Genomic DNA, 24571 nt, shown 5'->3' on the forward strand with positions numbered 1-24571 from the left:
CGCCTAATGCGCCGCAAGGCGGCCATGTTCGGCGCGGGCGTGATCGCCTTGGTCGTGCTGGGCGCGATCTTCGCGTCGCAACTGGCACAGTTCCCGCCGGACCAGCAGAACTTCGACGGGCTGACGCTGGAAGGCGCGCCGATGCCGCCGAGCGCGACCTACTGGTTCGGGACCGACCTTCTGGGCCGCGACCTCTTCTCGCGACTGCTTTACGGGGCGCAGACCTCGCTGATCATCGGGGTCGTGGCGAACGGGCTGTCGATCCTGATCGGGACGGCCGTGGGTGTGACGGCGGGCTGGCGCAGAGGCTGGGTCGGCGCGGTGCTGATGCGCTTCACCGACCTGATGATGGCCTTCCCGGCGCTGCTGCTGGCGATCTGCCTGGCCGCGATCTTCCAGCCCTCGCTGTGGATCGTGGCGCTGGTGATCGCGCTGGTGAACTGGGTGCAGACGGCGCGGATCATCTATACCCAGACGATCTCGCTGGCCGAGCGCGACTTCATCGCGGCCGAGCGCACGCTGGGCGCCAGCGACTGGCGCATCCTGCGCCACCACATCCTGCCGCATCTGCTGCCGACGCTGCTGGTTTGGGGAACGCTGGGCATCTCGATCACCGTCCTGCTGGAAGCGACGCTGTCCTTCCTGGGCGTGGGCGTGCAGCCTCCCACGCCAAGCTGGGGCAACATCATCTTCGAGAACCAGACCTATTTCCAGTCGGCGCCTTGGCTGGTCTTCATCCCCGGCGCGGCCATCCTGCTGCTGGCGCTGGCCTTCAACCTGGTGGGCGACGCGCTGCGCGAGGAAATGGACCCGACCCAGAAAGGACGTGGCTGAGATGTGGGCCTATCTGCTGCGCCGCCTGGTCCAGGCCGTCCTGATCCTGCTGGGGGTCAGCTTCATCACCTTCCTGCTGCTCTATGTCCTGCCCGCCGACCCGGTGCGCCAGATCGCGGGCCGCTCGGCCACGCCGCAGGTCGTGGAAAGCATCCGGCGGGAGCTGGGGCTCGATCAGCCCTTCCTTGTCCAGTACTGGAACTACCTGACAGGGCTCGTGCAGGGCGACCTGGGCCGCAGCTACCTGCAGAAGGCCGACGTCGCCGGGCTGATCGCCTCGCGCCTGCCGGCCACGCTGCAGCTGATGGCGCTGGCGATCGTCTTCGAACTGATCATCGGCCTCGGCATGGGCATCGCCGCCGCCTTGTGGCGTGGGCGGGCGGTGGACAGCGTGCTGATGATGACCAGCTTTGCCGCCGTTTCGGCGCCGCAGTTCGTCGTCGGGTTGCTGCTGCTCTACCTCTTCGCGGTGCAGCTTGGTTGGTTCCCGATCAGCGGCTACGGGACATTCTCGCACGCCGTCCTGCCGGCGCTGACGCTCGCCGTCACGGGATCGGGCTGGTACGCGCGGATGATGCGCTCGTCCATGATCGACGTGCTGCACACGGATTACCTGCGCACCGCCCGCGCCAAGGGCCTGTCGCGCGGCCGCATCGTCCTGCGCCATGCGGTCCCGAACGCCATCCTGCCCATCATCGCCATGATCGGCATCGACGTCGGCATCTTCATGGGCGGCGCGGTCGTGGTCGAAAGCGTCTTCGGCTGGCCCGGCATCGGCCAGCTGGCCTGGCAGGCGATCCAGCGCGTCGACATCCCGATCATCATGGGCGTCACGGTCGTCTCGGCCGTCGCCATCGTGCTGGGCAACCTGCTGGCCGACATGATCGCCCCCTTCGTCGATCCTCGCATCAAGCTCAGATAAGAACCGGGAGAACACCGCATGAAACTTCGTCATCTTCTTCTCGGCACGGCCATGGCCGCGGCGCTGGCCGGGCCGGGCCTTGCGCAGGAAGAACAGCTGGACCCGAACGCAAAGCCGGGCGGCAGCATCGTCATCACCTACAAGGACGACGTGGCCACGCTGGACCCGGCTATCGGCTATGACTGGCAGAACTGGTCCATGATCAAGTCGGTCTTCGACGGGCTGATGGACTATGCCCCCGGCACAACAGAACTGCGCCCCGGTCTTGCCGAAAGCTACGAGATCAGCGACGACCTGCTGACCTACACCTTCAAGCTGCGCCCCGGGGTCAAGTTCCACAACGGCCGCGAGATGACGGCCGAGGACGTGAAATATTCCCTCGAGCGGGTGCTGACCCCCGCCACCCAGTCGCCGGGCGCGGGTTTCTTCGGCTCGATCAAGGGCGCGGACAAGATGGCCGACGGCTCGGCCACCACGCTGGAAGGCCTGACCGTCGTCGATCCCCAGACCGTCCGCTTCGAGCTGTCACGCCCCGACGCAACCTTCCTGCATGTGCTGGCGCTGAACTTCGCCTCGGTCGTGCCGAAGGAAGCGGTCGAGGCCGCGGGCGGCGACTTCGGCCACCAGCCGGTCGGCACCGGCGCCTACAAGCTGGGCGAATGGCTGCCCGGCCAGCGGGTCGTCTTCCAGAAGAACCCGGACTACTGGCGCGCGGGCCTGCCCTACCTCGACCAGATCACCTTCGAGATCGGGCAGGAGCCGGTCGTGGCCCTGCTGCGGCTTCAGAACGGCGAGGTGGACGTCCCCGGCGACGGCATCCCGCCCGCCAAGTTCCAGGAGGTGATTTCCGATCCCGACCAGGCCGCGCGCGTGGTCGAGGGCGGGCAGCTGCACACCGGCTACATCACCATGAACGTGACGCAGCCCCCCTTCGACAAGGTCGAGGTGCGCCGCGCCGTCAACATGGCGATCAACAAGGACCGCGTGGTCCAGATGATCAACAACCGCGCGGTCCCGGCGAACCAGCCGTTGCCGCCCTCGATGCCCGGCTATTCGCAGGGCTACGCGGGCTATCCCCATGACGTCGAGGGCGCGAAGAAGCTGCTGGCCGAGGCGGGCTACCCGGACGGGTTCACGACCGAGCTTTACGCCATGAACACCGACCCGAACCCGCGCATTGCCCAGGCGATCCAGCAGGACCTGAAGGCCATCGGCATCAACGCCGAGATCCGGGCGCTGGCGCAGGCCAACGTGATCGAGGCAGGTGGCGCGGGCAATGCGCCGATGGTCTGGTCGGGCGGCATGGGCTGGATCGCGGACTTCCCCGACCCGTCGAACTTCTACGGCCCGATCCTCGGCTGCGATGGCGCGGGCGAAGGCGGCTGGAACTGGTCCAAGTACTGCAACGAGGAACTGGACGCCGCCGCCCAGGCCGCCGACGCGATGGCCAAGCCCGAGGAGGCCGAGGCGCGTCTGCAGGCATGGTCCGCCGTCTTCGAGGGCGTGATGGAGGACGCCCCCTGGGCCCCCGTCTTCAACGAGCAGCGCTTCACCATGAAGTCGCCGCGGATGGGTGGGGCCGACGCGCTTTACACCGATCCCGTCTCGATCCCGATCAACTACGACTATGTGTATGTGACCGATGTGCAATAACTGCGACTACACCATCCACGGCGCCCAGCATCACTTCGGCTGGGACCGCTCGCGCCCGCCCGCCCAGCGGGTGGAATCGGGGGCGACCATCCGCTTCGAATGCCTCGACAGCTCGGCCGGGCAGCTTTCGCCCCGCTCGACCGTCGAGGACGTGGCGGCGCTGGACTTCGGGCGGATCAACCCCGTCAGCGGCCCGATCCATGTCGAGGGCGCGATGCCCGGAGACGCGCTGAAGGTGACGATCGACAGCTTCCACCCCCAGGCGCAGGACGGCCGCGGCTGGGGCTGGACGGCCAACATCCCGGGCTTCGGGCTGCTGGCCGACCAGTTCACCCAGCCCGCCCTGACGCTGTGGAGCTTCGATCCCGCCAATCCCGACAGCGCCATGTTCGGCAAGTGGGGGCGGGTGCCGCTGAAGCCCTTTGCGGGCACCATCGGCTGCGCGATGGCGGAACCGGGCGAGCATTCCATCGTCCCCCCGCGCCGGGTCGGCGGCAACCTGGACATCCGCGACCTTGCGGCGGGTTCGGTCCTCTACCTGCCGGTCGAGGTCGAAGGCGCGCTGTTCAGCATCGGCGACACCCATGCGGCGCAGGGTGACGGCGAGGTCTGCGGCACGGCCATCGAAAGCCCGATGGACGCCGTGGTGAAGCTGGAGTTGGTGAAGGATGCGAACCTCAGGTTCCCGCGCTTCACCACGGCGGGTCCCGTGACGCGGCACCTCGACGCCAGGGGCTACGAGGTGACGACCGGCATCGGTCCCGACCTGATGAGCGGGGCGCGCGACGCGGTGGCGGGGATGATCGACCTGCTCTGCGCGCAGCACGGCATGGCGCCCGAGGACGCCTACATGCTCGTGTCCACCTGCGGCGACCTGCGGATATCCGAGATCGTGGATGCGCCGAACTGGGTCGTCAGCTTCTACTTCCCGCGCGTGGTCCTTGAATGACCCTCGCCACGCAAACCGCCGGGGCGCCTGTCGCCCCGGTTTCGTCCGGGGACGCGCCGGTCCTTTCCGTGCGCGACCTCGACGTGTCGGTGATGACTCCCGCGGGCCTGCGGCCGCTGGTCCATGGCATGAGCTTCGATCTGCGCCGGGGCGAGACGCTGTGCATCGCGGGCGAGTCCGGTTCCGGCAAGTCCGTTACATCGATGGCGATCATGGGCCTGCTGCCCAAGCCCGCCGTCCGCGTTACAGGCGGGCAGATCCTCTTCGGTGGCAAGGACCTTGCCGCCCAAGGCGAAGGCGCGATGCGCCGCATCCGGGGCAACCGGATCGCCATGATCTTCCAGGAACCCATGACCGCCCTGAACCCGGTCATGCAGATCGGCACGCAACTAGCCGAGGCCCTGCGCGCCCACACCGGCATGGGCGGAGCCGAGGCTCGCGCCCGCGCGCTGGAGGCCCTGAAGCTGGTCCGCATCAGCCAGCCCGAACGCCGCTTGCGCCAGTATCCACACGAGCTGTCGGGCGGGATGCGCCAGCGCGTCGTGATCGCCATGGCCTTGGCGATGCGTCCCGACGTGCTGATCGCGGACGAACCCACCACCGCGCTTGACGTGACCGTGCAGCGCGAGGTTCTGGACCTGCTGCGCGACCTTCAGCGCGACACGGGCACCGCCGTGATCCTCATCACCCACGACATGGGCGTCGTCGCCGAGATGGCCAACCGCGTGCTGGTCATGCAGTCCGGCCGGGTCGTTGAACAGGGCAGCGTCGATGAGATCTTCCAGGCCCCGCGCGAGCCCTACACGCGCGAGCTTCTGGCCGCCGTGCCCCGCATGGGCGACGGCAGCGGCCCTGTGGCGACACCTGGCGGGCCCTTGGTGCGCTTCGAGGACGTGAGCGTCCGCTTCGACATCCGCAGCGGGCTGCTGCAGCGCGTGACCGAGCGGGTCCACGCGGTGGAACATGTCAGCTTCGACATTCACGCGGGCGAGACCCTGTCGCTGGTCGGCGAATCCGGCTGCGGCAAGTCCACGCTGGCCCGCGCGCTGGTCGGCCTTGTCCCGCACGAGGGGACGATCCGCCTGAACGGCCAGCCCATCCGCGACATGCGGCGGCAGGACCGGCTGCGGCTGCACCGCGAGGTGCAGATGGTCTTTCAGGACCCGATGGCGGCGCTGGACCCGCGCATGACGGTGGGCGAGCTGATCGTCGAGCCGCTGGTCATCCACGGCATCGGCAGCACGCCCGAACGCCGCGCCCGCGCCGAGGACCTGATGCAGCGCGTGGGCCTGACGCCCGAGCATCTGTCGCGCCACCCGCACGAGTTTTCGGGCGGCCAGCGCCAGCGCATCTGCATCGCCCGTGCGCTGGCGCTGAACCCCAAGCTGATCATCGCGGATGAAAGCGTGTCGGCGCTGGACGTCTCGGTGCAGGCGCGGGTGCTGGACCTGCTGGCGACGCTCAAGCGCGAGTTCGGGATCGCCTACCTGTTCATCAGTCACGACATGGCTGTGGTGGAAAACATCTCGGACCGGGTGGCCGTCATGTACCTGGGCCAGATCGTCGAGATGGGAACCCGCGCCCAGGTCTTCGGCAACCCGCAGCACGCCTATACCCGGCGGCTGATGGCGGCCGTGCCTGTGCCCGACCCCGGCTTCCAGCGCCCGCCGATGCCGAGGATGGCGTCCGAGGTGCCCTCGCCCGTCCATCCGGTCGGGCAGGGACCGACGCGTGTGGCCCTGAGGGATGTCGGCGGCGGACATCTGGTCGCTGCCTGAAGGACAGCGCCTTCCGTCTGATGCCGAGGCAGGGCTTGCCGAAGTCCTTTCCTTCGCAGAGCCTCGCAGTCGATACTGGCGCGGCCCGATGGAATGATGCGGAGGGGCGAAGCACCAAAGCTGCCCGACCTCTGGGCAAGACGACGAAACAGGAGGAAGGCGCGGTGTCGTCCGACCTATCAACCGCTGGGGGCGCCGCATCCTCCGACCGCTTCGCGATGCTGGCGCTGATCTGCCTCGGGGTCGTCCTTTCGATGACGCCCTGGTTCTCGGCAACCGCGATCCTGCCCGAGTTGCGCGACACATGGAGCATGTCGCCCGCACTCGCGGCGCTGATGACGATTGCCGTCCAGGCAGGCTTCGTGGCGGGGGCGCTGGGCATGAGCCTGGTCAACCTTGCCGACATCGTGGCCCCGATCCGGCTGATGTCGGCCGGCGCGGCCTCGGCGGCGCTGTTCACCGGCCTGCTGGCGGCGGTGGACAGCGCCGAAGCCGCCGCCGTGCTGCGCTTCCTCACGGGGGCGGCGCTGGCGCTGGTCTATCCGCCCGCGATGAAGCTGACGACGACATGGTTCGTGAAGGGGCGAGGCCTCGCCTTCGGCCTCGTGATCGGGGCGCTGACGCTCGGCTCGGCCATGCCGCACCTGCTGCGGGGGCTGATATCGACGGCGGATTGGCGCGTGGTGGTGATCTCGGCCGCCGGGGTCTCGCTGGCCGGGGCGCTTGTCTTCCTGTTGTTTCTGCGCGAGGGACCCCATCCCTACAGCCGCGCCACCTTCGACCTGCGCCAGGCCGGCCGCGTCTTCCGCAGCCGCCCGGTCCTGCTGGCTAACATGGGCTACTTCGGCCACATGTGGGAGCTTTACGCCATGTGGGCCTGGCTTCTGGTCTATGCGCAGCAGATGCTGTCGGGGCTGGGGGTGCAGTCGCCCGCCCGCATGGCTTCGATGATCGTGTTCATCGCCATTGCGGCGGGCTCGCTTGGGGCCATCGCGGGCGGGGTGCTGGCCGACCGCTTCGGACGGACGCTGACGACAGCGGGGATGCTGCTGACCTCGGCCGCCTGCGCCCTGGGGGTGGGGCTGACCTTCGACGGTCCGCTGTGGCTGTTCATGACCGTCGCCGTGATCTGGGGCGCCTCGATCGTGGGCGATTCCGCCCAGTTCTCGGCCATGGTGACCGAGGTTGCGGACCGCCATCTCGTCGGCACCGCACTGACGGTCCAGATGGGCATCGGCTTCCTGATCACAATTGTGACGATCCAGGTCCTGCCCCTGTTCGCCGAACTGCTGGGCGGCTGGCGCTGGAGCTTCCTGATGCTGATTCCCGGCCCGCTGGTCGGCGCGGCCGCCGTCCTGCGGCTGAGGCAGCTTCCCGAAAGCCTGAAGATCGCTCAGGGCCTCCGCTGAGGACGACAGGGGTCAGACCCACCAGCGCCCGGTCAGCGCCAGCCGGGCCAGCGCCGCCCGTCGGGTAAAGTCCGAGGGCTTGGGCGATGGTTCTCCTGCCATGATGGCTCGCAGGGCCTGCATCGGCGCGGGGCCGGGGAACAGCGCAGGCGCGGCGGCGCGGGGCAGGGTGCGGCGCTCCTCGGCCGCGTCCCGCAAGGCCTGCGCCGCGATCCGGGCCAGCGCGGCAAGCTGCGCGGGTTCTGCCACGGCAAGTCCCAGGCCCAGTGGCTGCAACGCGGGATGGGCGCGCAGCCAGGCGGTCAGCGCGGCGCCCCGGCCCTGCGCGTGCAGCGCCGGCACGTCGGGCGCACCCAGGGCCTGCGCGGCATGGGCCATCAGGGCGCCCCCGGTCGCGTCGGCATAGGCGACGACCTCCTCGACAGTCTCGAACGGCTCGCGCGCGGCGTCGTGGCGGCGCGCCTCGGCCAAGGGTGCGAGGGCGGCGGCCCGCGGACCCCAAGCGGACCAGAGGGGCGACAGAAGCTCGTGCGGCGGCGGAGGCGCGACGGCCATCGCGCCAAGCAGGTCGATCCACCACTGGACCCGCATCTCGGCGATCAGGGGATCGCGCGCCGACAGCGCCGTGCGCGCGAGTTCCGCGTTCAGCGCGTAAAGCGTCACCAGCCTTGCCTGAGCCTCGGTGCGTGCCAGCATTGCCATGGCAAGCCGGTCGGGGTCCTCCTGACGCAGCCGCTCGGCCAGCCGGCGGGTCGCGGGGTCGGACAAGCCGCTCATGCCGCGCCGTCGCGGATCAGCTTCCAGCGGATCGCGTCCACCAGCGCCTCGAAGCTGGAATCGACGATGTTGGGCGAAACGCCCACCGTGGACCACGCCGCACCCCGGCTGTCCGTGAAGTCGATCGTGACGCGCGTCACGGCGTCGGTGCCCGCGCCGATGATGCGCACGCGGAAGTCGGCCAGCGTCATCTCGTCGATGGAACTCTGCCAAGACCCGAGGTCCTTGCCCAGGGCCCGCCACAGGGCGTTGACCGGACCCGCGTCCTCTCCGTTCGCGCCGATGCTGTCGCTGACGGACATCACACGCTGATCGCCCAGGCGGACGACGACAACTGCCTCGCTGACCGAGATGCGGCGACCCATCGCGTTCATCCGCCGCTCGACCGTGACGCGGTAACGCTCGACCTCGAAGAAGGCGGGCAGGGCGTTCAGCTCCGCCCGCGCCAGCAGTTCGAACGAGGCTTGGGCTGAATCGTAGGCGTAGCCCTGGTCCTCGCGGTCCTTCACGGTGGACAGGATGCGCGCCGGCGCCGGATCGTCCGGCGCAACCTTGATCCCCGCGTCCGCCAGCCGTGCGCGCAGGTTCGACTGGCCCGCCTGGTTCGACATGGGGATGATGCGCGCGTTCCCGACGGTGGAGGGATCGACATGCTCGTAGGTCTGGGGCGCCTTCAGGATCGCGCTGGCGTGCAGGCCCGCCTTGTGGGCGAAGGCCGAGGCGCCGACGTAAGGCGCGGCCCGCAGCGGCGCGCGGTTCAGGATCTCGTCCAGGCGGCGCGAAACGCGGGTGAGGGTGGCCAGCGCCTCGGGCGTGATGCCGGTGGTCAGGGTGGACCGGAAGGGCTCCTTCAGCATCAGCGTCGGGATCAGGCTGGTGAGGCTCGCGTTGCCGCAGCGCTCGCCCAGGCCGTTCAGCGTCCCCTGCACCTGCCGCGCGCCCGCCGCGATGGCGGCCAGCGAACAGGCAACCGCGTTGCCCGTGTCGTCATGGGCATGGATGCCGAGGCGCTCGCCGGGAATGCCGGCGTCGATCACCAGACGAGTGATCTCGCCCACACGGTCGGGCAGGGTGCCGCCATTGGTGTCGCAGAGCACGATCCAGCGGGCGCCCGCGTCATGGGCGGCGCGCAGGCAGTCCAGCGCGTAAGAAGGGTTAGCCTCGTAGCCGTCGAAGAAGTGCTCGGCGTCGAAGATCGCCTCGCGTCCCTGCGCCACGACATGGGCGACAGAGTCGGCGATGTTTGTCAGGTTTTCGTCAGGAGCGATCCCCAGCGCCTCGGTCACGTGATAGTCGTGGGTCTTGCCGACAAGGCAGACGGCCCTAGTCCCGGCATCCAGCACCGCCGCCAGCACGTCGTCATTCGCGGCTGACCGGCCCGCCCGCTTGGTCATGCCGAAGGCGGTCATGGTGGCCCGGGTGCGGGGGGCAGAGGCGAAGAACTCGCTGTCAGTCGGGTTCGCGCCGGGCCAGCCGCCCTCGATGTAGTCCACGCCCAAAGCGTCCAGCATCGCCGCGATCTCAGCCTTCTCGGTGGCCGAGAACTGGACACCCTGCGTCTGCTGCCCGTCGCGCAGGGTCGTGTCGTAGAGGGTGAGGCGGCTCATGATTCCTGCTGCGCCTCTAGATCGGCCAGTCCTCTCAGCAGGTCTTTGCCCCATCGCGACGAGTCGGAGGGGCGCACGAAGTCTACTGCCGCGCCTGAAGGGGTAACACGGAAGCGCACGCCCAATCGGTCAGCCTCGTTCTTAAGGGTGTCCGCGCGCTCAAAGTTCTTTTGGCGGCGCAAGTCCATCCAAAGACTGAGAAGGCGCTCAACTGCTGCCGTAATGTCGGGAGAGTCCGTGATAGAGTCTGCCCAACTACCCATACCGGGTTCAAGAAGACCTAGAACTCGTGCTGACGCAATAAACTGCGCCGTCAGCCTCGGCCGATCATTTGGGTCACCAGTGGTAATGTCGTTGGATAACTGATGAAGGCGTCCAAGTGCCGCTGGCGTGTTGAGATCATCTGCAAGCATTTCCAAAACTTCTGGGTCTGGAGTGCTGGGGAGGTAAGATGAGCCAATAACGGCACGCCAGCGACCCAAGTGTCCTTCTGCCTCCCGTACCTTCTCCGCCGTCCAGTCCATCGGCTTCCGATAATGCGTCATCAGGAAGACATACCGGATGACCTCGCCCGGGATTCCCTGGTCCAGCAGATCCCGGACGGTGAAGAAGTTGCCCAGCGACTTCGACATCTTCTTACCCTCGACCTGCAGCATCTCGTTGTGCAGCCAGACGCGGGCAAAATCCTCGCGCGGGTGCGCGCAGCAGCTTTGGGCGATCTCGTTCTCGTGGTGGGGGAACTGCAGGTCGATGCCGCCGCCGTGGATGTCGAAGCTTTCGCCCAACAGCGCGGCCGACATGGCCGAGCACTCGATGTGCCAGCCCGGACGGCCGCGGCCCCACGGGCTGGCCCAGCCCGGCTCTTCGTCCGACGAGGGCTTCCACAGAACGAAATCCATCGGGTCGCGCTTGAAGGGCGCGACCTCGACGCGGGCACCGGCGATCATGTCGTCCACCGACCGGCCGGAAAGCCGCCCATAGGCCGGGAAGGACCGCACGTCGAACAGCACGTGCCCCTCGGCCGCATAGGCGTGGCCTTTCGCGATCAGCGCCTCGATCATGGCGATCATCTGCGGGATATAGTCGGTCGCACGCGGTTCGTGGCCGGGGCGCAGGGCACCCAAGGCGTCCATGTCGGCGTGATACCAGCCGATGGTTTCCTCGGTCCGCTCGCGGATCAGTTCTTCCAGCGGGCGCGGGTCGCCGGATTGCTGGCGCGCCAGGGCCGAGGCGTTGATCTTGTCGTCCACGTCGGTGAAGTTGCGGACATAGGTGACGTGGTCATTGCCGTAAACGTGCCGCAGCAGGCGATAAAGCACGTCGAAGACCACCACTGGCCGCGCGTTCCCCAGGTGGGCGCGGTCATAGACCGTGGGTCCGCAGAGATACATCCGCACGTTCTGCGGATCGATCGGAGCGAACCGCTCTTTCGATCGGGTGCGGGTGTTCGTCAGCTTGATCTCGACCATGAGGTTCCCCAGAGGCGGGGTCCATGTCGCGCGTGAACGGCCCGCCTGTCGCGTGTCAGACGGTAATGCAGCGGATGGTGCGGCGGCGGTTCATGGCGCCCCGCATAGCAGCGTGTCCGCCATCCGGCAAGCGCCACGATCCCGCGTCACGCGGCGGCCCCGACGCCCGAGATCATGACTTGGTCGCGTCCGCTGCGCTTGGCCCTGAGCAGTGCATGATCGGCCTGCTGCAGCAGGTCCTCGGCCCGCGTTCGCGCGTCCTGCCATCCCGGCTTGAGGCCCGCGACCCCGGCCGAGATCGTGATCCTGAGCCCGATCCCTGCCTCGCGCCCGGGCAGCGGGATCGGCGTCCCCGAAACCAGGGCGCGCATGTGCTGGGTCAGGGCTGCTGCGGTTGCTTCGGAGGTGTCCGGTAGGACGGCCAGGAATTCCTCGCCCCCGACCCGCGCAACGAAGCCATGCGCCGGCACCACGCGGTCGAGCCGGGCCGCGACCTCGGCCAGGACGGCGTCGCCTGCCGCGTGGCCGTGGCAGTCGTTGACCTCCTTGAAGCGGTCGATGTCGATGGCCACGACCGCGCAGCTGCCTTGGCCGCCGCGGCAGAACTCGACAAGGCGGGGCAGGGCGAAGCGGCGGTTGGGCAGGCCCGTCAGCGGATCGGTCCACGCGAAGGAGCGTTCGCGTTCTTCGGCGGCGCGGTGGCCGTCGGCAGACATCTTGTGCCGGATCAGCGCGGTCAGCCGCAGCGCGGCCTCGTCCGCCACCTCGGGCGATCCCAGCACCGAGGGCAGCGCATCGCCGGCGCCAAGGTCCAGCGCCACCGACATCATGTCCTGCCGGTCGGGTTCAAAGGCCACGGCGAAGGCCGCGTTGCGCGACGACCGACGCGAGCGCAGTTCTGACAGCAGCCGCAGGCCGTCACCAGGCCGCACCATGTCAGCCGCAATCAGATAAAGGTCCGGCACCAGCCCGATCGCCCCCTCGGCCAGTGCCCGCTCGGGATCGGCAAGTCGAAACTGCGCCGAAAGGCGTGGCGCGAGCGCCTGGCGCCACCCCCGCGCGACGCCGAGGTCGCTGGCGATCAGCATGATTGTCGGGGCGGTGGCAGACTTGGCGGGCAGGAACGCCTGCTGTTCCTCGGCAAGCCCGGGGCCGGGCGAGGGGGCGACATGGTGCTGACGGTCGCGCATCAGGCCACGGATGCGCGCGAACAGGCTGCCATCGTCAAGCGGCAGGTCCAGAACCGCCTCGGCGCCCGCCTGAAGTGCTGCGATCCGCCGATGCTGGGGCACCGCCATCACCACCGGAAGGCCCGGCGCCTGCCTGCCGATCCGCGCGCAAAGTTCGATCGCATCCATGTCGCCGGGTGAACCCCCGATCAGCACCATGCTGGGGCGGCAGCGCGCCAGAATCCCCAAGGCCTCGGCCCCCGTGCGGGCAGTCAGGGGGTCATAGCAGGCCGCCGCGAGACGCACCTTCAGGGTGATGCGGTTCGTGGCCGTGCCATCGACCACCAGAATCTGCCCCTCCATCGCTGTGCCTCGCGGATTGCGTCAACAAGGCCACTCTGCCCCAAACTGATTAACAAAGCGTTTCCACCCAAGCTATTCACCGATGTGTGCTTGCGGACGGCGGCCGGTCGCGGCAAGGATCGGCGCATGATCTCTCGAAACTCTCTCGACACGCTGGCCGCGGCTATCCTGGCCCATCTGGCGGACAATCCCGACCTGGTCGAGGCGCTGGTGGCAGAAACCGGTCTGATGCCGGACGACCTGCGCCGGCTGGCAGCAGAACCGACCACCGATTTCGCAACAGCGCTGCTGGATTTCATCTGCGCCACCGATGCTCGCCTGACAGGCTTTGCCGCGGCCTCGGGCTGGTCGGTAACTACGGTTGCCCATACGCGCGAGGCGCTCGCCGCCGGTGTGCTGCGCTGATCTTTACCTGCCCTTAACGCCCGCCAGGCTATGGACGGCCCAAAGCAGGAGAGTCGCATGCACGGGCTGGTCAACCGCGCGATCGAGGAGTTCGCCCGCGTCACCTATGGCGAGCCGGTCTGGGCTACGGCGGCGGCCGTCGCGGGTGTCGATCCGCGCGGCTTCGAGCTGATGGGGGATTACGAGGACCGGGTCACGGCTTGCCTGCTGTCCAGCCTCGCTGCGCGTCTGGGTCGCTCGACCGAGGAATTTGCCGAGGATCTGGGGGCCTGGGTGGCGCAGCGCCCATCGGTGCGGCGCCTTTTGCGCTTTGCGGGCAGCGACTTTGCCGCCTTCATGATGACGCTGGAGGAGCTGCGCGGGCGGGGCCAGCTGGTTGCACCGGGCCTTGAGCTGCCTGCGCTGGCGGTCACGGTGACAGGGCAGGGCTGGCGGGTCGCTTCGGATTGCCACGTGCTGTGGCTGCATGCGGTCACTGGGATGCTGCACGCGATGGCCGACGATTATGGCGTCCTGGCCGTGATCGAGGTCGCGGACAGCGGCATTCTGGTGGACGTTCCGGTCGTGGATTTCAACGAGGCGCGCCCGTTCTCGATCAGCGATCCGGCCGTGGGGGCCGCATGACGCTTGCCGAGGCTACACTGGCGCTGATGCCCATGCATCTGCAGGTGGATGCCGCGGGGCAGATCCTGTCGGCCGGGCCGACGCTGCGGCGGCTGGTCGGCGACGCGGCAACGTTCGAGGAGGCCTTCGAGGTGGTCGGCCAGACGCCGACCGGTCCTCTGCTGCGGCTGGCCCACGCTGAACGGGTGTTCCTGCGCACCCGCACCCAGCCGGCGCAGATCCTGCGGGGGCGGGCCGTTGCCCTGCCGGATGGAGGACTCGTTCTCAATCTCGGGCTCGGGATCGGGCTGGTCGAGGCAATCCGCGGCTTCGGCCTGACCGACCGCGATTTCGCCCCGGCCGACCTGGCTATGGAGTTCCTGTTCCTGCACGAGGCCAACAGCGCCATGACGCAGGAACTGTCGCGCGCCAACCGGAGGCTCGAGGACGCACGCTCCCGCGCCGAGGCCGAGGCCTTCACCGACCCACTCACCGGGCTTTACAACCGCCGTGGGCTGCACCTGTCCTTCGAGGCGCTGCGGCAGGGCACGCTGCACGCCGATCCGCAGCACTTCGCGTTGCTCGTGATGGATCTGGATCACTTCAAGACGCTGAATGACAGCCAGGGCCACGCGGCGGGCGACGCCATGCTGCGCCATGTGGCCGATGGCCTGCGGGCGATCACGCGGGGGATCGACACACTGTCGCGCATCGGCGGCGACGAGTTCGTGCTGTTGTTGCCGGGGCTCTGCGATCCTGCGGTGCTGGAGGCAATGGGGCGGCGGATCATCGCGCAGGTCGAGCGTCCGGTCGAGATCGGCGGCGAGATGTGCCGCGTCTCGGCCAGCCTCGGGGCCGCCATCTCCTCGCGCTGCCGCCGGATCGATTGGGATTGCATGGCGGCCGAGGCTGACGGCGCGCTTTACGCCGCCAAGCACGCAGGGCGCGGCTGCATCCGCATCGCGGCGGCGGATGAGGCCGAGGGAAGTTAGCCGGGACGGAAAGCCGTCGCGACAAAGCCTGTGCAGGTCCCGTACGGCGGTCTCGGACCGTATGCGGGCAAGTATGTCAAGAGTGGATGCCTCCACACCGTTGCAGCGCAGAAAAGGAGAATGGAAGCTGGAACTGCACGGCAGGCCGTTGTCACGGAGCCTGCGCAAGATCGCCGCTCGCCATTCTCGCGTCTGCTGCAGAGCATGACAGGAGCATCCAATTGTGGCGAGGAGAGAAAGACGAGGGCTCGCCTGACCAAGGCCGCTGCAGCAGAGGAGGCGCAGGACCGCGCCGCACTTGCCACAGCGTCCAAGGTTCGAAGGCTCCGGGTGCAACCGACCCGAAGCCTTGGCGCCAAGCTCAGCCCCCGGCCTTCAGCACCTTGCCCAGCGTGGCGATCAGTTCGTCGATCTGCGCCTCGGTGATGATGAGGGGCGGGGACAGGGCGATGATGTCGCCGGTCACGCGGATCAGGATGCCCGCCTCGAAGGCGCGCAGGAAGGCGTCGAAGGCGCGCTTGCCGGGCTGGCCCTCGATCGGAGCAAGCTCGACCGCGCCGATCAGGCCCATGTTGCGGATGTCCACGACATGCGGGTGGTCGGCCAGACCGTGCAGCGCCTTTTCCCAATGCGCCTCGAGTTGGGCCGCGCGGGTCAGCAGCCCTTCCTCGGCATAGGTTTCCAGCGTCGCGATCCCCGCTGCCGAGGCGATGGGGTTGCCAGAGTAGGTATAGCCGTGGAACAGCTCGATCACATGCTCGGGACCCTGCATGAAGGCGTCGTGGATCGCCGCCGAGGTCAGGACGGCGCCCATCGGGATCACTCCGTTCGTCAAGCCCTTGGCGCAGGTGATCATGTCCGGCACCACGCCGAAATGCTGCGCTGCAAAGGGAGAGCCGAGGCGGCCGAAGCCCGTGATGACCTCGTCGAAGATCAGCAGGATGCCGTGCTTGCGCGTGATCTCGCGCAGGCGTTCCAGGTAGCCCTTGGGCGGCAGCAGGACGCCGGTCGAGCCCGCCATGGGTTCAACGATCACGGCGGCGATGGTGTCGGCGCCGTGCAGGGCGACAATGCGCTCCAGCTCGTCGGCCAGATGCGCGCCATGTTCCGGCTGTCCGCGCGTCATGCGGTTTTCCGGCAGATGCGTGTGGGGCAGGTGGTCCACCCCCGCCAGCAGCGACCCGAAAACACGGCGGTTGTTCACGATGCCGCCGACCGAGATGCCGCCGAAGCCCACGCCGTGATAGCCGCGCTCGCGCCCGATCAGGCGCGTCCGGCTGCCTTCGCCGCGTGCCCGGTGATAGGCCAGCGCGATCTTCAGAGCCGTGTCAACGGCCTCGGAGCCCGAGTTGGTGTAGAACACATGCTCCATCCCCTCGGGCGCGATGTCCACGAGGCGGTTGGCAAGCTCGAAGGCGGTGGGGTGACCCATCTGGAAGGCCGGGGCATAGTCCAGCGTGCCGACCATTTCGCTGACCGCTTGGGTGATCCTGGGACGGCAATGGCCCGCGTTGCAGCACCACAGGCCCGCGGTCCCGTCCAGCACGGTCCGCCCGTCCGCCGCCGTATAGTGCATGTCCTGTGCCGAGACGAGCATCCGCGGCGCCTGCTTGAACTGCCGGTTCGCCGTGAAGGGCATCCAGAAGGCGCTCAGGTCGTTCGGCGCGGGCTTGCGGTCCAGGGGCATCGGAAACCTCGGGTTGGAAAAGCCCGTGCGGGCAGGATCGCCGGACGCTACCATGGGGCGTTGCCCAGTCAAGCGAACCAGAATGGGGGCTTGCCAAAGCTCTGCGGCAGGATCAGAAGCCGCGCCACGTGCTCAAGAGGGCGATTCCATGTCCGAGCCTGCCGTCACCGACCCGCGTGACCTCGAGTTTTCCGACCCGCTTGGCCATCCCCCGCAGGACGCGCTCAGCGCGGGGCTGGTGCTGTCCTGCCTGGGCGTCGTCTTCGGGGACATCGGCACCTCGCCGCTTTACGCGCTGCGGGAGTCCCTTGTGCATGCGCACGAGCATCACATGGCCGAGACCGCGGTGATCGGGATCGTGTCGATGCTGTTCTGGACGGTCCTCCTGATCGTCACCGTGAAATACGTCTTCCTGATCCTGCGCGCCGACAACAACGGCGAGGGCGGCACCCTGTCGCTGGTTGCCAAGGCGCAGGGGGCGCTGGGCAGCCAACCCGCATGGTGGCTGTATCTCACCGGCATCGTCGGCGTTTCGCTGTTCTTCGGCGACGCGATGATCACGCCCGCCATGTCGGTGATGTCGGCCATCGAGGGGATGGAGCTTGTCGTCCCCGGGTCAGGGGACTGGGTGGTGCCGATCACGCTGGTGATCGTGATCGCCCTGTTCTGGGTGCAGCGCTCGGGCACCGAGGCGGTTGCCCGCCTGTTCGGCCCTGTCATGCTGGTCTGGTTCGTCGTGATGGGGGTGCTGGGCGCCTCGCATGTCATGGACGACACGCGCATCCTGCAGGCGCTGAATCCGCTGCGCGCGGCCAGCTTCATCGCGGAAAACGGCTTTGGCGCGCTTCCCGTCATGGGTTCGGTCTTTCTGGCTGTGACAGGCGCCGAGGCGCTTTACGCCGACATGGGCCATTTCGGACGCCGCTCGATCCGGGTGTCCTGGCTGTGGATCGTCCTGCCCGCGCTGACCCTGGCTTATGTGGGGCAGGGCGCAATGGTGCTGTCGCACCCGGAACGCGCGGTGAATCCGTTCTTCCTGATGGCACCGGGCTGGTTCACGCTGCCGCTGATCCTGCTGGCGACCGCCGCGACCGTGATCGCCAGCCAGGCGGTGATCTCGGGCGCCTTCTCGGTCGCGCAGCAGGCGGTGCAACTGGGCCTGGTGCCGCGGCTGGAGATCCAGCACACCTCGGACCGGCAGGCGGGGCAGATCTACCTGCCGCGCGTGAACACGATCCTGATGGTCGGGGTCTGCGCGCTGGTGCTGGCCTTCGGCTCGTCCGCGCGGCTGGCCAGCGCCTATGGCATCGCGGTGACCGGGGACATGGTGATCACCTCGATTCTTGCCATCGTCGTCTTCCGCTATGCCTGGAAATGGAGCTGGCCGCTCGTGCTGGCCATCATGCTTCCGATCCTGTCGATCGAGCTGATCTTCCTGTTCAGCAACCTGCTGAAGGTGCCCGATGGCGGCTATATCCCGCTGCTCTTCGCAGTCGTGGTCGTGACCTTCATGGTGGTCTGGATCCGGGGCACGCTGGTGATCCAGCGCAAGCTGTCGAACGAGTCCGTGCAGCTGGACTTCCTTGCCCCCAAGCTGGCCGCCAGCCCGCCGACCATCGTGCCGGGAACTGCGGTCTTCCTGACCGCCGACCCGACCATCGCGCCCCCTGCCTTGATGCACAACCTCAAGCACAATCGCGTCCTGCATGAGCGCAACTATGTCGTAAAGGTGGACACGGCGACCACCCCTACCGTCCCCGACGACCAGCGCTTCCGCGCCGAGGAGGTCGCGCCCCGGTTCTGGCGCGTGCGGCTGCGCTTCGGCTACATGGAGCAGCCGAACGTTCCCCGTGCGCTGGCCTTCGGCCGAAGCCAGGGCCACCGCTTCGACGTGATGGCGACGTCCTATTTCCTCAACCGCCGCTCGCTGCGGGTGGGCAAGGGGCGGATGATGCCGCTCTGGGCCTCGCGGCTTTACGCCGGGATGTACCGCTCCTCCTCCGAGCCCACGAACTTCTACCGGCTGCCGTCCAACCGGGTGGTCGAACTGGGCCAGCAGATCAATATCTGAGGCCCCGTCGCTCAGGTCCGGGCATAGGCATCCTCGTAGCGGATGATGTCGTCCTCGCCCAGGTAGACGCCGGTCTGCACCTCGATCAGGACCATCGGCACCTTGCCGGGGTTCTCCATCCGGTGCACGGCGCCCAGGGGGACGTAGATCGACTGGTTTTCCGTCACCAGCGAGACCTTGTCGTCCACCGTCACCTTGGCGGTGCCGCTGACGACGATCCAGTGTTCCGACCGGTGGACGTGGCTTTGCAGCGACAGCGAGGCGCCGGGGTGGACCACGATGCGCTTGACCTGGAAGCGCTCGCCCATGACCAGCGTCTCGAACCAGCCCCAAGGACGATGGTCGCGAAGAAAGCTTTCAGCCTGTCGCGCGCCCTTGGCCTTCAGCGCGGTGACGGCCTGCCGCACGTCCTGCGCCCGGTCCATGCCGGCGACCAGCACGGCGTCGCCCGTGGCCACGACCATCATGTCCTTGAGGCCGATGCCCACGATTTGCATGTCCTCGTCATCCGAGCGCAGCAGGACATTGTCGCAGTCGATGGCGGTGGATCGGTCGTCCGCGATCACGCCGCGCCAGGCAGGCGCGTCCACCTGCGCCTCGCGCCAGACGGCGTCCCAGCCGCCGAGGTCCGACCAGTGCTCGGCGAAACGGACAACCGAAAGGTTCCCGGCCTTTTCCATCACCGCATAGTCGATGGACAGGTCGGGCAGGCCGTTCCATGGCTCGGGGGCAAGCCGCAGGAAGCCTAGGTCCTGCCTGGCCTGCGCAAGGGCGGCTTGGACGGGCTCGAGGAACTCGGGCGCATGGGCGCGGAAGGCCTCGATCATGGTGCGGGCGGTAAACAGGAAGATGCCCGCGTTCCACAGGAAGCGGCCTTCGGCCAGCATCGCGCGAGCGGTGTCGGCATCGGGCTTTTCCACGAAGCGGCGTAGAGGGGCGGGGCCGTCACGCGGATCGTCGTCCAGTTCCAGATAGCCGTAGCCGGTTTCGGGGCGGTCTGGCTCGATCCCGAAGGTGACGATCCGCCCCTCGCGCGCAAGGGGCAGGCCTCGGTCCACCGCGCGGCCGAATGCTTCCGCATCGGGAACGACGTGGTCCGAGGGCGCGACCAGCAGCAGCGCCTCGGGGTCGCTTTCCGCAAGATGCAGGGCGGCGGCCAGGATCGCGGGCGCGGTGTTGCGGCCCGCAGGCTCGATCAGGATGGCGGCGGGGGTGATTCCAACCTCGGCCAGCTGCTCGGTCACGATGAAGCGGAAATCGGCGTTGGTCAGCACCAGCGGTTCGGCATAGCGCGGCCCCGACAGGCGGCAGGCCGAGGCCTGGAACAGCGATTGCTCGCCCACCAGCGGCGCGAACTGCTTGGGAAAGGACTTGCGCGACACGGGCCAGAGCCGCGTTCCCGAGCCACCGGACAGAAGGACGGGAATCACGCGGGTCATGGTCGGGTCGTTCCTTGGCAGGGCGGGCGATTCGCCCGGGTGTCGGTCGCGCAACCTAAGCCTGTCCCGCGCCAGAACGCCAAGGCCGGATCGCCTGCGGGCCGAACATGCGAAAGCCCGCGCGAGGGCGGGCTTGGCGCAGGCTTGGAACTGGAAGGCTCAGCCGCCCCAGGTGCGCAGGGGACCGCAATCCATGTGCACGAAGTTCGACGAGGAATACTTGCCAACGCCGCCCGCACGGCAGGCGCTGGCCGCCTTGTACATCTGGTTCACGGACCGCGACTTCAGCCGCAGGTCGGCGGCCTTGCCGGTCATGTGCAGCGAGTTGCGGGCCACGCCGCCGCTGCGCGAGCGCAGCATGGCGTTGGTCTTGGGCGAGCGATAGCCCGACAGCATCATGTAGGGTTCGTTGGTCTGCAGCATCCGGTGGCTGGCGGCAGCGATGTCGACCATGCGCGGGTCGATGCCGATGACCTGGCCCGTGCGCCAGTCGCGCATGAAGATGTTGAGTTCGTTCAGGGCGTCCCGGACATATTTCCCATCGACCCAGTAGACGGTGTCGATGCTTTCGCCGGTCCGGCCCGAATACATGCGGATGCGGCGATAGTCGCCCGCCCCGCGAATGACACCAAAGGCATTGGCCATCACAGGAGCCGCCGCGACGGTCGTCGCTGCGAACACGCCGAGAATGCCGCGTCGCGAGAATTCGAAGGTCATGTTCAGATCCGCCTGTCCTACGCGTTTGTCTATGCCAGCTTCTGGCTTGTCCGGGTTTGCCCCGGATTGCTTAAGAATATGTCACTCTCCGGCCGGTTGCGGAACTGTGAGTTCCAGAGGGCGGCGATTAAGCGCCAGTATAGGCGAAAACTCGCCGAGGCCCTAGGATGGGTCCGAAGAGCAAGGGGCAGGGTGTCACCTGGTCGCCACGGGATCGGCAGAAATGCTGCACTCGGCGGGGTTCAGGCCGGCGGCAAGACCCCATAAGGAAGAAGCACAAGCCTGCGGGGTCGAGTCAGTTGCTGTCGTCCAAGTCCATCCTGTCGCGCCTCGTCCGCGCGATTCTGCTGTCCGCCGCGCTGCCCTGGGCGGCGCAGGCTGCCGCGCCTGCGCCGCGGCTCGACTTCACCCCCGAGCAATGGGAACTGGCCCGCGGCGTCGCCCGCCAGCCGGGGCTGGCTGCCTGGTACGGCTCGACGGCGCTTGCGCCCGTCTTCACCGCCCCCGAGGCCGCGTCCCGCCGCGTCGCGCTGATCGAGGCGGTGGCGCAGGCCCCGGCCCACGGCCTGCCTTCGATCTATGGCGTCGAGCAATTGCAGGGGCTGGAGGGCCGCACGGACTCTGAGGCCGAGATCGCCTTTGCCAAGGCCTTCGCCAGATGGACCCATGACGTGGGCGGCGGCATCCTGACCCCTCGCCGCGTTGACCCTGAAAACAAGCGGGACGTGATCCGCGTCCCGACTGAGGAGCTTCTGGCGCGCTTCGTCGCCGCCTCTGATCCCGCCGCCATGCTGGCCGAGGTGCCGCCCCGGAACGGCGGCTATCTCGCCTTGCAGCAGGCCCTTGCCGCGCGCATCGGCCCGGTCGTCGGCGCCGATGTGCCCACGGTACCGGAGGGTGTCTGGCGCGAAGGGATGCGCGACGAGGCCGTGACCCGCCTGCGCGCCCGCCTGGCCGCGATGGGCTTTGCCGCCGAGGGCACCGAGCCCGACCTGTTCGACGAGCCCCTTGCCCGTCAGGTCGCCGCCTACCAGGCCCGCGTTGGGCTGGGTCCGGATGGGATCGCGGGCCCCCGCACCGTCCAGCGCCTGAACGGCGGCCCGGGCTCGGCCCCCCGCGACCTGCTGATCGCGCTTGAGCGGATGCGCTGGCTGAACGGCCACGACCTGAACGCACGCATGATCTGGGTGAACCTGCCCGAGTTCAACGTGCGCGTGATGGAGGGTGGCCGCACGATCTTCGAAAGCCGCGCCGTGATCGGCAAGGACAAGGAGGACTGGCGCACGCCCGAGTTCTCGGACGTGCTGCAGAACGTCGTCGTCAATCCCAGCTGGAACGTGCCGCGGTCCATGGCGATCCGCGACTACCTGCCGAAGCTGCAGCAGAACCGCTACGCCGCCGCGCATCTCGACGTGGTGGACAGCCGGGGCAGGGTGGTCGCCCGCGACGGCATCGACTTCTCGCGCTTCACGGCGAAGACCTTCCCTTACCGGCTGCGGCAGAAGCCCAGCGACGACAATGCGCTGGGCGAGGTGAAGTTCATCTTCCCGAACCCCATGAACATCTACCTGCATGACACGCCCTCGAAGGGGCTCTTCGGGGAACGCACCCGCGCCTTTTCCAACGGCTGCATCCGGGTGCAGAAGCCGGTGGACCTGGCCCATGTCCTGCTGGAAGGTGCCGCTGCCGACCCCGCCGCGACCTATGCCAGCGCGCGCAAGTCCGGCCGCGAGCGGTTCCTGAAGACCGAGCCCCTGCCGGTGCACCTGGTCTATTTCACCACCATCGCGGACGAGGACGGCGCGATCCGGCGTTTCCCCGATGTCTACGGCCGCGACGACATGGTCTGGGCCGCGCTGCAGAAGGCGGGCGGGGTGGAAACGCTCGCCTCGAACCGGTAGGACCGTTCCTGCAAGGAGGGCATCCATGGCGATAACCCTGGCGGAACTGGCCCACGCGCTGGACGCGCAACTGTGGGGCGATGGCGCGCTGAGGATCACGGGCGCGGCCGAGCCCGCGCAGGCGGGTGCCGCAGCAGGTGGCAGCGCAGTGATCGCCATGGCGATGGCGCCCCAATATGCGGCGGCGCTGGCGCCCGGCGCGGCGGCCCTGATCGCCGATGGAATGGACCCAGAGGCGCTGGGCCTGTCCGGTGCCGTGATCGTCGCGCGTCCGCGGCTGGCCATGGCGGGGCTGACCCGCGCGCTGGACCCCGGCCCCGAGCTTGCGCCCGGCATCCATCCGACCGCCGTGATCGACCCCTCGGCCGAGATCGGCGAGGGTGCGGCGATCGGCCCCTTCGTGGTGATCGGCCCCCGCGTCCGCATCGGCGCGCGGGCCCGCATCGCCGCCCATGTCACCATCGGCGCGGACAGCGTGCTGGGCGAGGACGCGCTGATCCACGCGGGCGCCCGCATCGCCCATGGCGTGACCGCCGGCGCGCGCCTGATTCTGCAGCCCGGCGCGGTGATCGGCGGCGACGGCTTTTCCTTCGTCACGCCCGAAGTCTCGGGCATCGAGGAGATCCGCCACACTCTCGGCCACCGCGGCGACGTCCGCGAGCAGCACTGGGTCCGCATCCACTCGCTTGGCGGCGTGCGCCTGGGCGACGATGTCGAGGTCGGCGCCAATGCCACCATCGACCGGGGCACGATCCGGGCGACGTCGGTCGGCTCGGGCACCAAGATCGACAACCTGGTCCAGATCGGCCACAACGTGCAGATCGGGCGCGACTGCCTGCTGTGCGGGCTGGTGGGCGTCGCGGGCTCGGTCCGCATCGGCGACCGGGTGGTGCTGGCCGGACAATGCGGGGTCAGCGACAACATCTTCATCGGTGACGACGTGATCGCGGGCGGTGCCAGCAAGATCTTCACCAACGTGCCGGCGGGCCGCGTGATCCTCGGCTCGCCAGCGGTGAAGATGGAAACCCAGGTCGAGATCAACAAGGCGATCCGCCGCCTGCCGCGCCTGGCCGCGCAATTCGCGGAACTGCAGAAAACCGTCGCCCGGCTGGTGCAGAAGGACTGAAGGGGCGATCCCATGAGCCACAGTGTCCGGGACCGCGTCATCGCCATCGTCGCCGAACAGGCGATGCTGGACCCCGGTCAGATTACCCTTGCGTCCACACAGGCCGATCTGGGCATCGACAGCCTCGGCCTCGTGGAAGCCGTGCTCGCCCTTGAGGAAACCTTCGGCATCTCGATCCCCTTCAACGCCAACGAGCCCGAGCAGTCGGACTTTGACATCTCGTCGGTGGGCGCGATCATCGCCGCGGTGGAAAAGCTAATGGCCGAGAAGGCCTGAGCCTTCGGCGGGCGCCATGCGCGGGTGACAGGCAAGCTCGGATCTTTTCATCCGCGGGCGCATCGCCTATCCCCATCGCGGCAGACAAAGGACAGCGCTGATGGCCAGGATCACCTATATCGAATGGAACGGCACCCGGCACGAGGTGGATGTTCGTCCAGGCATGACCGTCATGGAAGGCGCCCGCGATAACGGCATCCCGGGCATCGAGGCCGACTGCGGCGGCGCCTGCGCCTGCTCGACCTGCCATGTCTATGTCGCGCCCGAATGGGTGGAAAAGCTGCCGCCCAAGGACCCGATGGAAGCCGACATGCTCGACTTCGCCTGGCAGCCCGACGCGGAACGTTCGCGCCTGACCTGCCAGATCAAGGTCACGCCTGAACTGGACGGCCTGGTCGTCCAGATGCCCGAGAAGCAGATCTGA

Annotated in this window: 21 protein-coding genes; 14 read left to right on the plus strand and 7 right to left on the minus strand. The window is 68.2% G+C overall.

What is annotated here, in order from left to right; all coding sequences use genetic code 11:
• Nucleotides 1-6 precede the first annotated feature (6 nt).
• The 6 genes from BLQ03_RS03900 (at nucleotide 7) to BLQ03_RS03925 (ending at nucleotide 7545) form a co-directional block, all read left to right on the plus strand.
• On the plus strand, nucleotides 7-834 hold the full coding sequence (locus tag BLQ03_RS03900) for an ABC transporter permease (RefSeq protein ID WP_090753675.1): 828 nt from the start codon (nucleotides 7-9) through the stop codon (nucleotides 832-834).
• A gap of 1 nt (nucleotide 835) precedes the next feature.
• The gene (locus tag BLQ03_RS03905) at nucleotides 836-1756 is read left to right on the plus strand and encodes an ABC transporter permease (protein ID WP_090753160.1); all 921 of its coding nucleotides are present in this window, start codon (nucleotides 836-838) and stop codon (nucleotides 1754-1756) included.
• An 18-nt stretch (nucleotides 1757-1774) separates the two neighbouring features.
• Nucleotides 1775-3409, plus strand: a complete 1635-nt coding sequence (locus BLQ03_RS03910; protein ID WP_090753162.1) for an ABC transporter substrate-binding protein — start codon at nucleotides 1775-1777, stop codon at nucleotides 3407-3409.
• Nucleotides 3399-4358, plus strand: coding sequence for an acetamidase/formamidase family protein (locus BLQ03_RS03915; RefSeq protein WP_090753165.1), 960 nt, complete (start codon nucleotides 3399-3401; stop codon nucleotides 4356-4358). The genes BLQ03_RS03910 and BLQ03_RS03915 overlap by 11 nt, the downstream gene beginning before the upstream one ends.
• The gene (locus tag BLQ03_RS03920) at nucleotides 4355-6136 is read left to right on the plus strand and encodes an ABC transporter ATP-binding protein (RefSeq protein ID WP_090753167.1); all 1782 of its coding nucleotides are present in this window, start codon (nucleotides 4355-4357) and stop codon (nucleotides 6134-6136) included. Before BLQ03_RS03915 ends, BLQ03_RS03920 begins: the two co-directional genes overlap by 4 nt.
• A 164-nt stretch (nucleotides 6137-6300) precedes the next feature.
• A complete protein-coding gene (locus BLQ03_RS03925) occupies nucleotides 6301-7545 on the plus strand; it encodes an MFS transporter (protein WP_245688673.1) in 1245 nt (414 codons plus the stop codon).
• Nucleotides 7546-7557: 12 nt separating this feature from the next.
• On the opposite strand, the gene BLQ03_RS03930 is transcribed toward BLQ03_RS03925, so the two are convergent.
• From BLQ03_RS03930 to BLQ03_RS03945, 4 genes are all read right to left on the minus strand, one after another.
• Nucleotides 7558-8322: a squalene/phytoene synthase family protein gene (locus tag BLQ03_RS03930; protein ID WP_090753173.1), complete on the minus strand. Its 765-nt coding sequence runs from the start codon at nucleotides 8320-8322 to the stop codon at nucleotides 7558-7560.
• Nucleotides 8319-9929, minus strand: coding sequence for a citramalate synthase (gene cimA, locus BLQ03_RS03935; RefSeq protein ID WP_090753176.1), 1611 nt, complete (start codon nucleotides 9927-9929; stop codon nucleotides 8319-8321). Before cimA ends, BLQ03_RS03930 begins: the two co-directional genes overlap by 4 nt.
• Nucleotides 9926-11398 carry a cysteine--tRNA ligase gene (cysS, locus tag BLQ03_RS03940; protein WP_090753179.1) on the minus strand — a complete coding sequence of 491 codons (1473 nt, stop codon included), beginning with the start codon at nucleotides 11396-11398 and terminating at the stop codon, nucleotides 9926-9928. The genes cimA and cysS overlap by 4 nt, the downstream gene beginning before the upstream one ends.
• A 146-nt stretch (nucleotides 11399-11544) precedes the next feature.
• A complete protein-coding gene (locus BLQ03_RS03945; RefSeq protein ID WP_090753182.1) occupies nucleotides 11545-12930 on the minus strand; it encodes a diguanylate cyclase in 1386 nt (461 codons plus the stop codon).
• 126 nt (nucleotides 12931-13056) lie between these two features.
• Between BLQ03_RS03945 and BLQ03_RS03950 the strand changes: the two genes are divergently transcribed.
• From BLQ03_RS03950 to BLQ03_RS18985, 3 genes are read left to right on the plus strand one after another with little or no spacing between them, the layout of a single operon-like run.
• A complete protein-coding gene (locus BLQ03_RS03950; RefSeq protein ID WP_090753184.1) occupies nucleotides 13057-13335 on the plus strand; it encodes a DUF3572 family protein in 279 nt (92 codons plus the stop codon).
• 57 nt (nucleotides 13336-13392) lie between these two features.
• On the plus strand, nucleotides 13393-13959 hold the full coding sequence (locus BLQ03_RS03955; RefSeq protein ID WP_175558765.1) for a heme NO-binding domain-containing protein: 567 nt from the start codon (nucleotides 13393-13395) through the stop codon (nucleotides 13957-13959).
• The gene (locus tag BLQ03_RS18985; RefSeq protein ID WP_090753190.1) at nucleotides 13956-14930 is read left to right on the plus strand and encodes a GGDEF domain-containing protein; all 975 of its coding nucleotides are present in this window, start codon (nucleotides 13956-13958) and stop codon (nucleotides 14928-14930) included. Before BLQ03_RS03955 ends, BLQ03_RS18985 begins: the two co-directional genes overlap by 4 nt.
• 361 nt (nucleotides 14931-15291) lie before the next feature.
• Here the strand turns inward: BLQ03_RS18985 and aptA are convergent, their stop codons facing one another.
• Nucleotides 15292-16617, minus strand: a complete 1326-nt coding sequence (gene aptA / locus BLQ03_RS03965) for an omega-aminotransferase AptA (RefSeq protein WP_090753192.1) — start codon at nucleotides 16615-16617, stop codon at nucleotides 15292-15294.
• Nucleotides 16618-16765: 148 nt separating this feature from the next.
• On the opposite strand from aptA, the gene BLQ03_RS03970 reads away from it, so the two are divergent.
• On the plus strand, nucleotides 16766-18688 hold the full coding sequence (locus tag BLQ03_RS03970; RefSeq protein ID WP_175558766.1) for a potassium transporter Kup: 1923 nt from the start codon (nucleotides 16766-16768) through the stop codon (nucleotides 18686-18688).
• A gap of 11 nt (nucleotides 18689-18699) precedes the next feature.
• On the opposite strand, the gene BLQ03_RS03975 is transcribed toward BLQ03_RS03970, so the two are convergent.
• Together BLQ03_RS03975 and mepK are read right to left on the minus strand one after the other, a co-directional pair.
• Nucleotides 18700-20127 carry a mannose-1-phosphate guanylyltransferase/mannose-6-phosphate isomerase gene (locus BLQ03_RS03975; protein ID WP_090753197.1) on the minus strand — a complete coding sequence of 476 codons (1428 nt, stop codon included), beginning with the start codon at nucleotides 20125-20127 and terminating at the stop codon, nucleotides 18700-18702.
• Nucleotides 20128-20286: 159 nt separating this feature from the next.
• Entirely contained in the window at nucleotides 20287-20844 is a 558-nt protein-coding gene (mepK, locus tag BLQ03_RS03980; protein ID WP_090753199.1) for a peptidoglycan L,D-endopeptidase MepK, read from the minus strand.
• Between the two features lie 299 nt (nucleotides 20845-21143).
• Between mepK and BLQ03_RS03985 the strand changes: the two genes are divergently transcribed.
• The 4 genes from BLQ03_RS03985 to BLQ03_RS04000 all read left to right on the plus strand — a co-directional run bounded on the left by BLQ03_RS03985 (nucleotide 21144) and on the right by BLQ03_RS04000 (nucleotide 24571).
• Entirely contained in the window at nucleotides 21144-22745 is a 1602-nt protein-coding gene (locus tag BLQ03_RS03985) for a L,D-transpeptidase family protein (protein ID WP_245688674.1), read from the plus strand.
• A 25-nt stretch (nucleotides 22746-22770) separates the two neighbouring features.
• Entirely contained in the window at nucleotides 22771-23871 is a 1101-nt protein-coding gene (gene lpxD, locus BLQ03_RS03990; RefSeq protein WP_090753202.1) for a UDP-3-O-(3-hydroxymyristoyl)glucosamine N-acyltransferase, read from the plus strand.
• 12 nt (nucleotides 23872-23883) lie between these two features.
• Nucleotides 23884-24147: an acyl carrier protein gene (locus BLQ03_RS03995; RefSeq protein WP_090753205.1), complete on the plus strand. Its 264-nt coding sequence runs from the start codon at nucleotides 23884-23886 to the stop codon at nucleotides 24145-24147.
• 100 nt (nucleotides 24148-24247) lie between these two features.
• Complete coding sequence (locus BLQ03_RS04000; RefSeq protein ID WP_090753208.1) at nucleotides 24248-24571, plus strand: 2Fe-2S iron-sulfur cluster-binding protein; 324 nt, start codon at nucleotides 24248-24250, stop codon at nucleotides 24569-24571.

Source organism: Paracoccus chinensis (assembly GCF_900102885.1).
Taxonomy (GTDB): Bacteria; Pseudomonadota; Alphaproteobacteria; order Rhodobacterales; family Rhodobacteraceae; genus Paracoccus; species Paracoccus chinensis.

Excerpts from the sequence above, each read along its gene's own strand:
- BLQ03_RS03900 (WP_090753675.1), top strand. The coding sequence starts at position 7 with ATGCGCCGCAAGGCGGCCATGTTCGGCGCGGGCGTGATCGCCTTGGTC.
- BLQ03_RS03905 (WP_090753160.1), top strand. The coding sequence starts at position 836 with ATGTGGGCCTATCTGCTGCGCCGCCTGGTCCAGGCCGTCCTGATCCTG.
- BLQ03_RS03910 (WP_090753162.1), top strand. The coding sequence starts at position 1,775 with ATGAAACTTCGTCATCTTCTTCTCGGCACGGCCATGGCCGCGGCGCTG.
- BLQ03_RS03915 (WP_090753165.1), top strand. The coding sequence starts at position 3,399 with ATGTGCAATAACTGCGACTACACCATCCACGGCGCCCAGCATCACTTC.
- BLQ03_RS03920 (WP_090753167.1), top strand. The coding sequence starts at position 4,355 with ATGACCCTCGCCACGCAAACCGCCGGGGCGCCTGTCGCCCCGGTTTCG.
- BLQ03_RS03930 (WP_090753173.1), bottom strand. The coding sequence starts at position 8,322 with ATGAGCGGCTTGTCCGACCCCGCGACCCGCCGGCTGGCCGAGCGGCTG.
- cimA (WP_090753176.1), bottom strand. The coding sequence starts at position 9,929 with ATGAGCCGCCTCACCCTCTACGACACGACCCTGCGCGACGGGCAGCAG.
- cysS (WP_090753179.1), bottom strand. The coding sequence starts at position 11,398 with ATGGTCGAGATCAAGCTGACGAACACCCGCACCCGATCGAAAGAGCGG.
- BLQ03_RS03945 (WP_090753182.1), bottom strand. The coding sequence starts at position 12,930 with ATGGAGGGGCAGATTCTGGTGGTCGATGGCACGGCCACGAACCGCATC.
- BLQ03_RS03950 (WP_090753184.1), top strand. The coding sequence starts at position 13,057 with ATGATCTCTCGAAACTCTCTCGACACGCTGGCCGCGGCTATCCTGGCC.
- BLQ03_RS03955 (WP_175558765.1), top strand. The coding sequence starts at position 13,393 with ATGCACGGGCTGGTCAACCGCGCGATCGAGGAGTTCGCCCGCGTCACC.
- BLQ03_RS18985 (WP_090753190.1), top strand. The coding sequence starts at position 13,956 with ATGACGCTTGCCGAGGCTACACTGGCGCTGATGCCCATGCATCTGCAG.
- aptA (WP_090753192.1), bottom strand. The coding sequence starts at position 16,617 with ATGCCCCTGGACCGCAAGCCCGCGCCGAACGACCTGAGCGCCTTCTGG.
- BLQ03_RS03970 (WP_175558766.1), top strand. The coding sequence starts at position 16,766 with ATGTCCGAGCCTGCCGTCACCGACCCGCGTGACCTCGAGTTTTCCGAC.
- BLQ03_RS03975 (WP_090753197.1), bottom strand. The coding sequence starts at position 20,127 with ATGACCCGCGTGATTCCCGTCCTTCTGTCCGGTGGCTCGGGAACGCGG.
- mepK (WP_090753199.1), bottom strand. The coding sequence starts at position 20,844 with ATGACCTTCGAATTCTCGCGACGCGGCATTCTCGGCGTGTTCGCAGCG.
- lpxD (WP_090753202.1), top strand. The coding sequence starts at position 22,771 with ATGGCGATAACCCTGGCGGAACTGGCCCACGCGCTGGACGCGCAACTG.
- BLQ03_RS03995 (WP_090753205.1), top strand. The coding sequence starts at position 23,884 with ATGAGCCACAGTGTCCGGGACCGCGTCATCGCCATCGTCGCCGAACAG.
- BLQ03_RS04000 (WP_090753208.1), top strand. The coding sequence starts at position 24,248 with ATGGCCAGGATCACCTATATCGAATGGAACGGCACCCGGCACGAGGTG.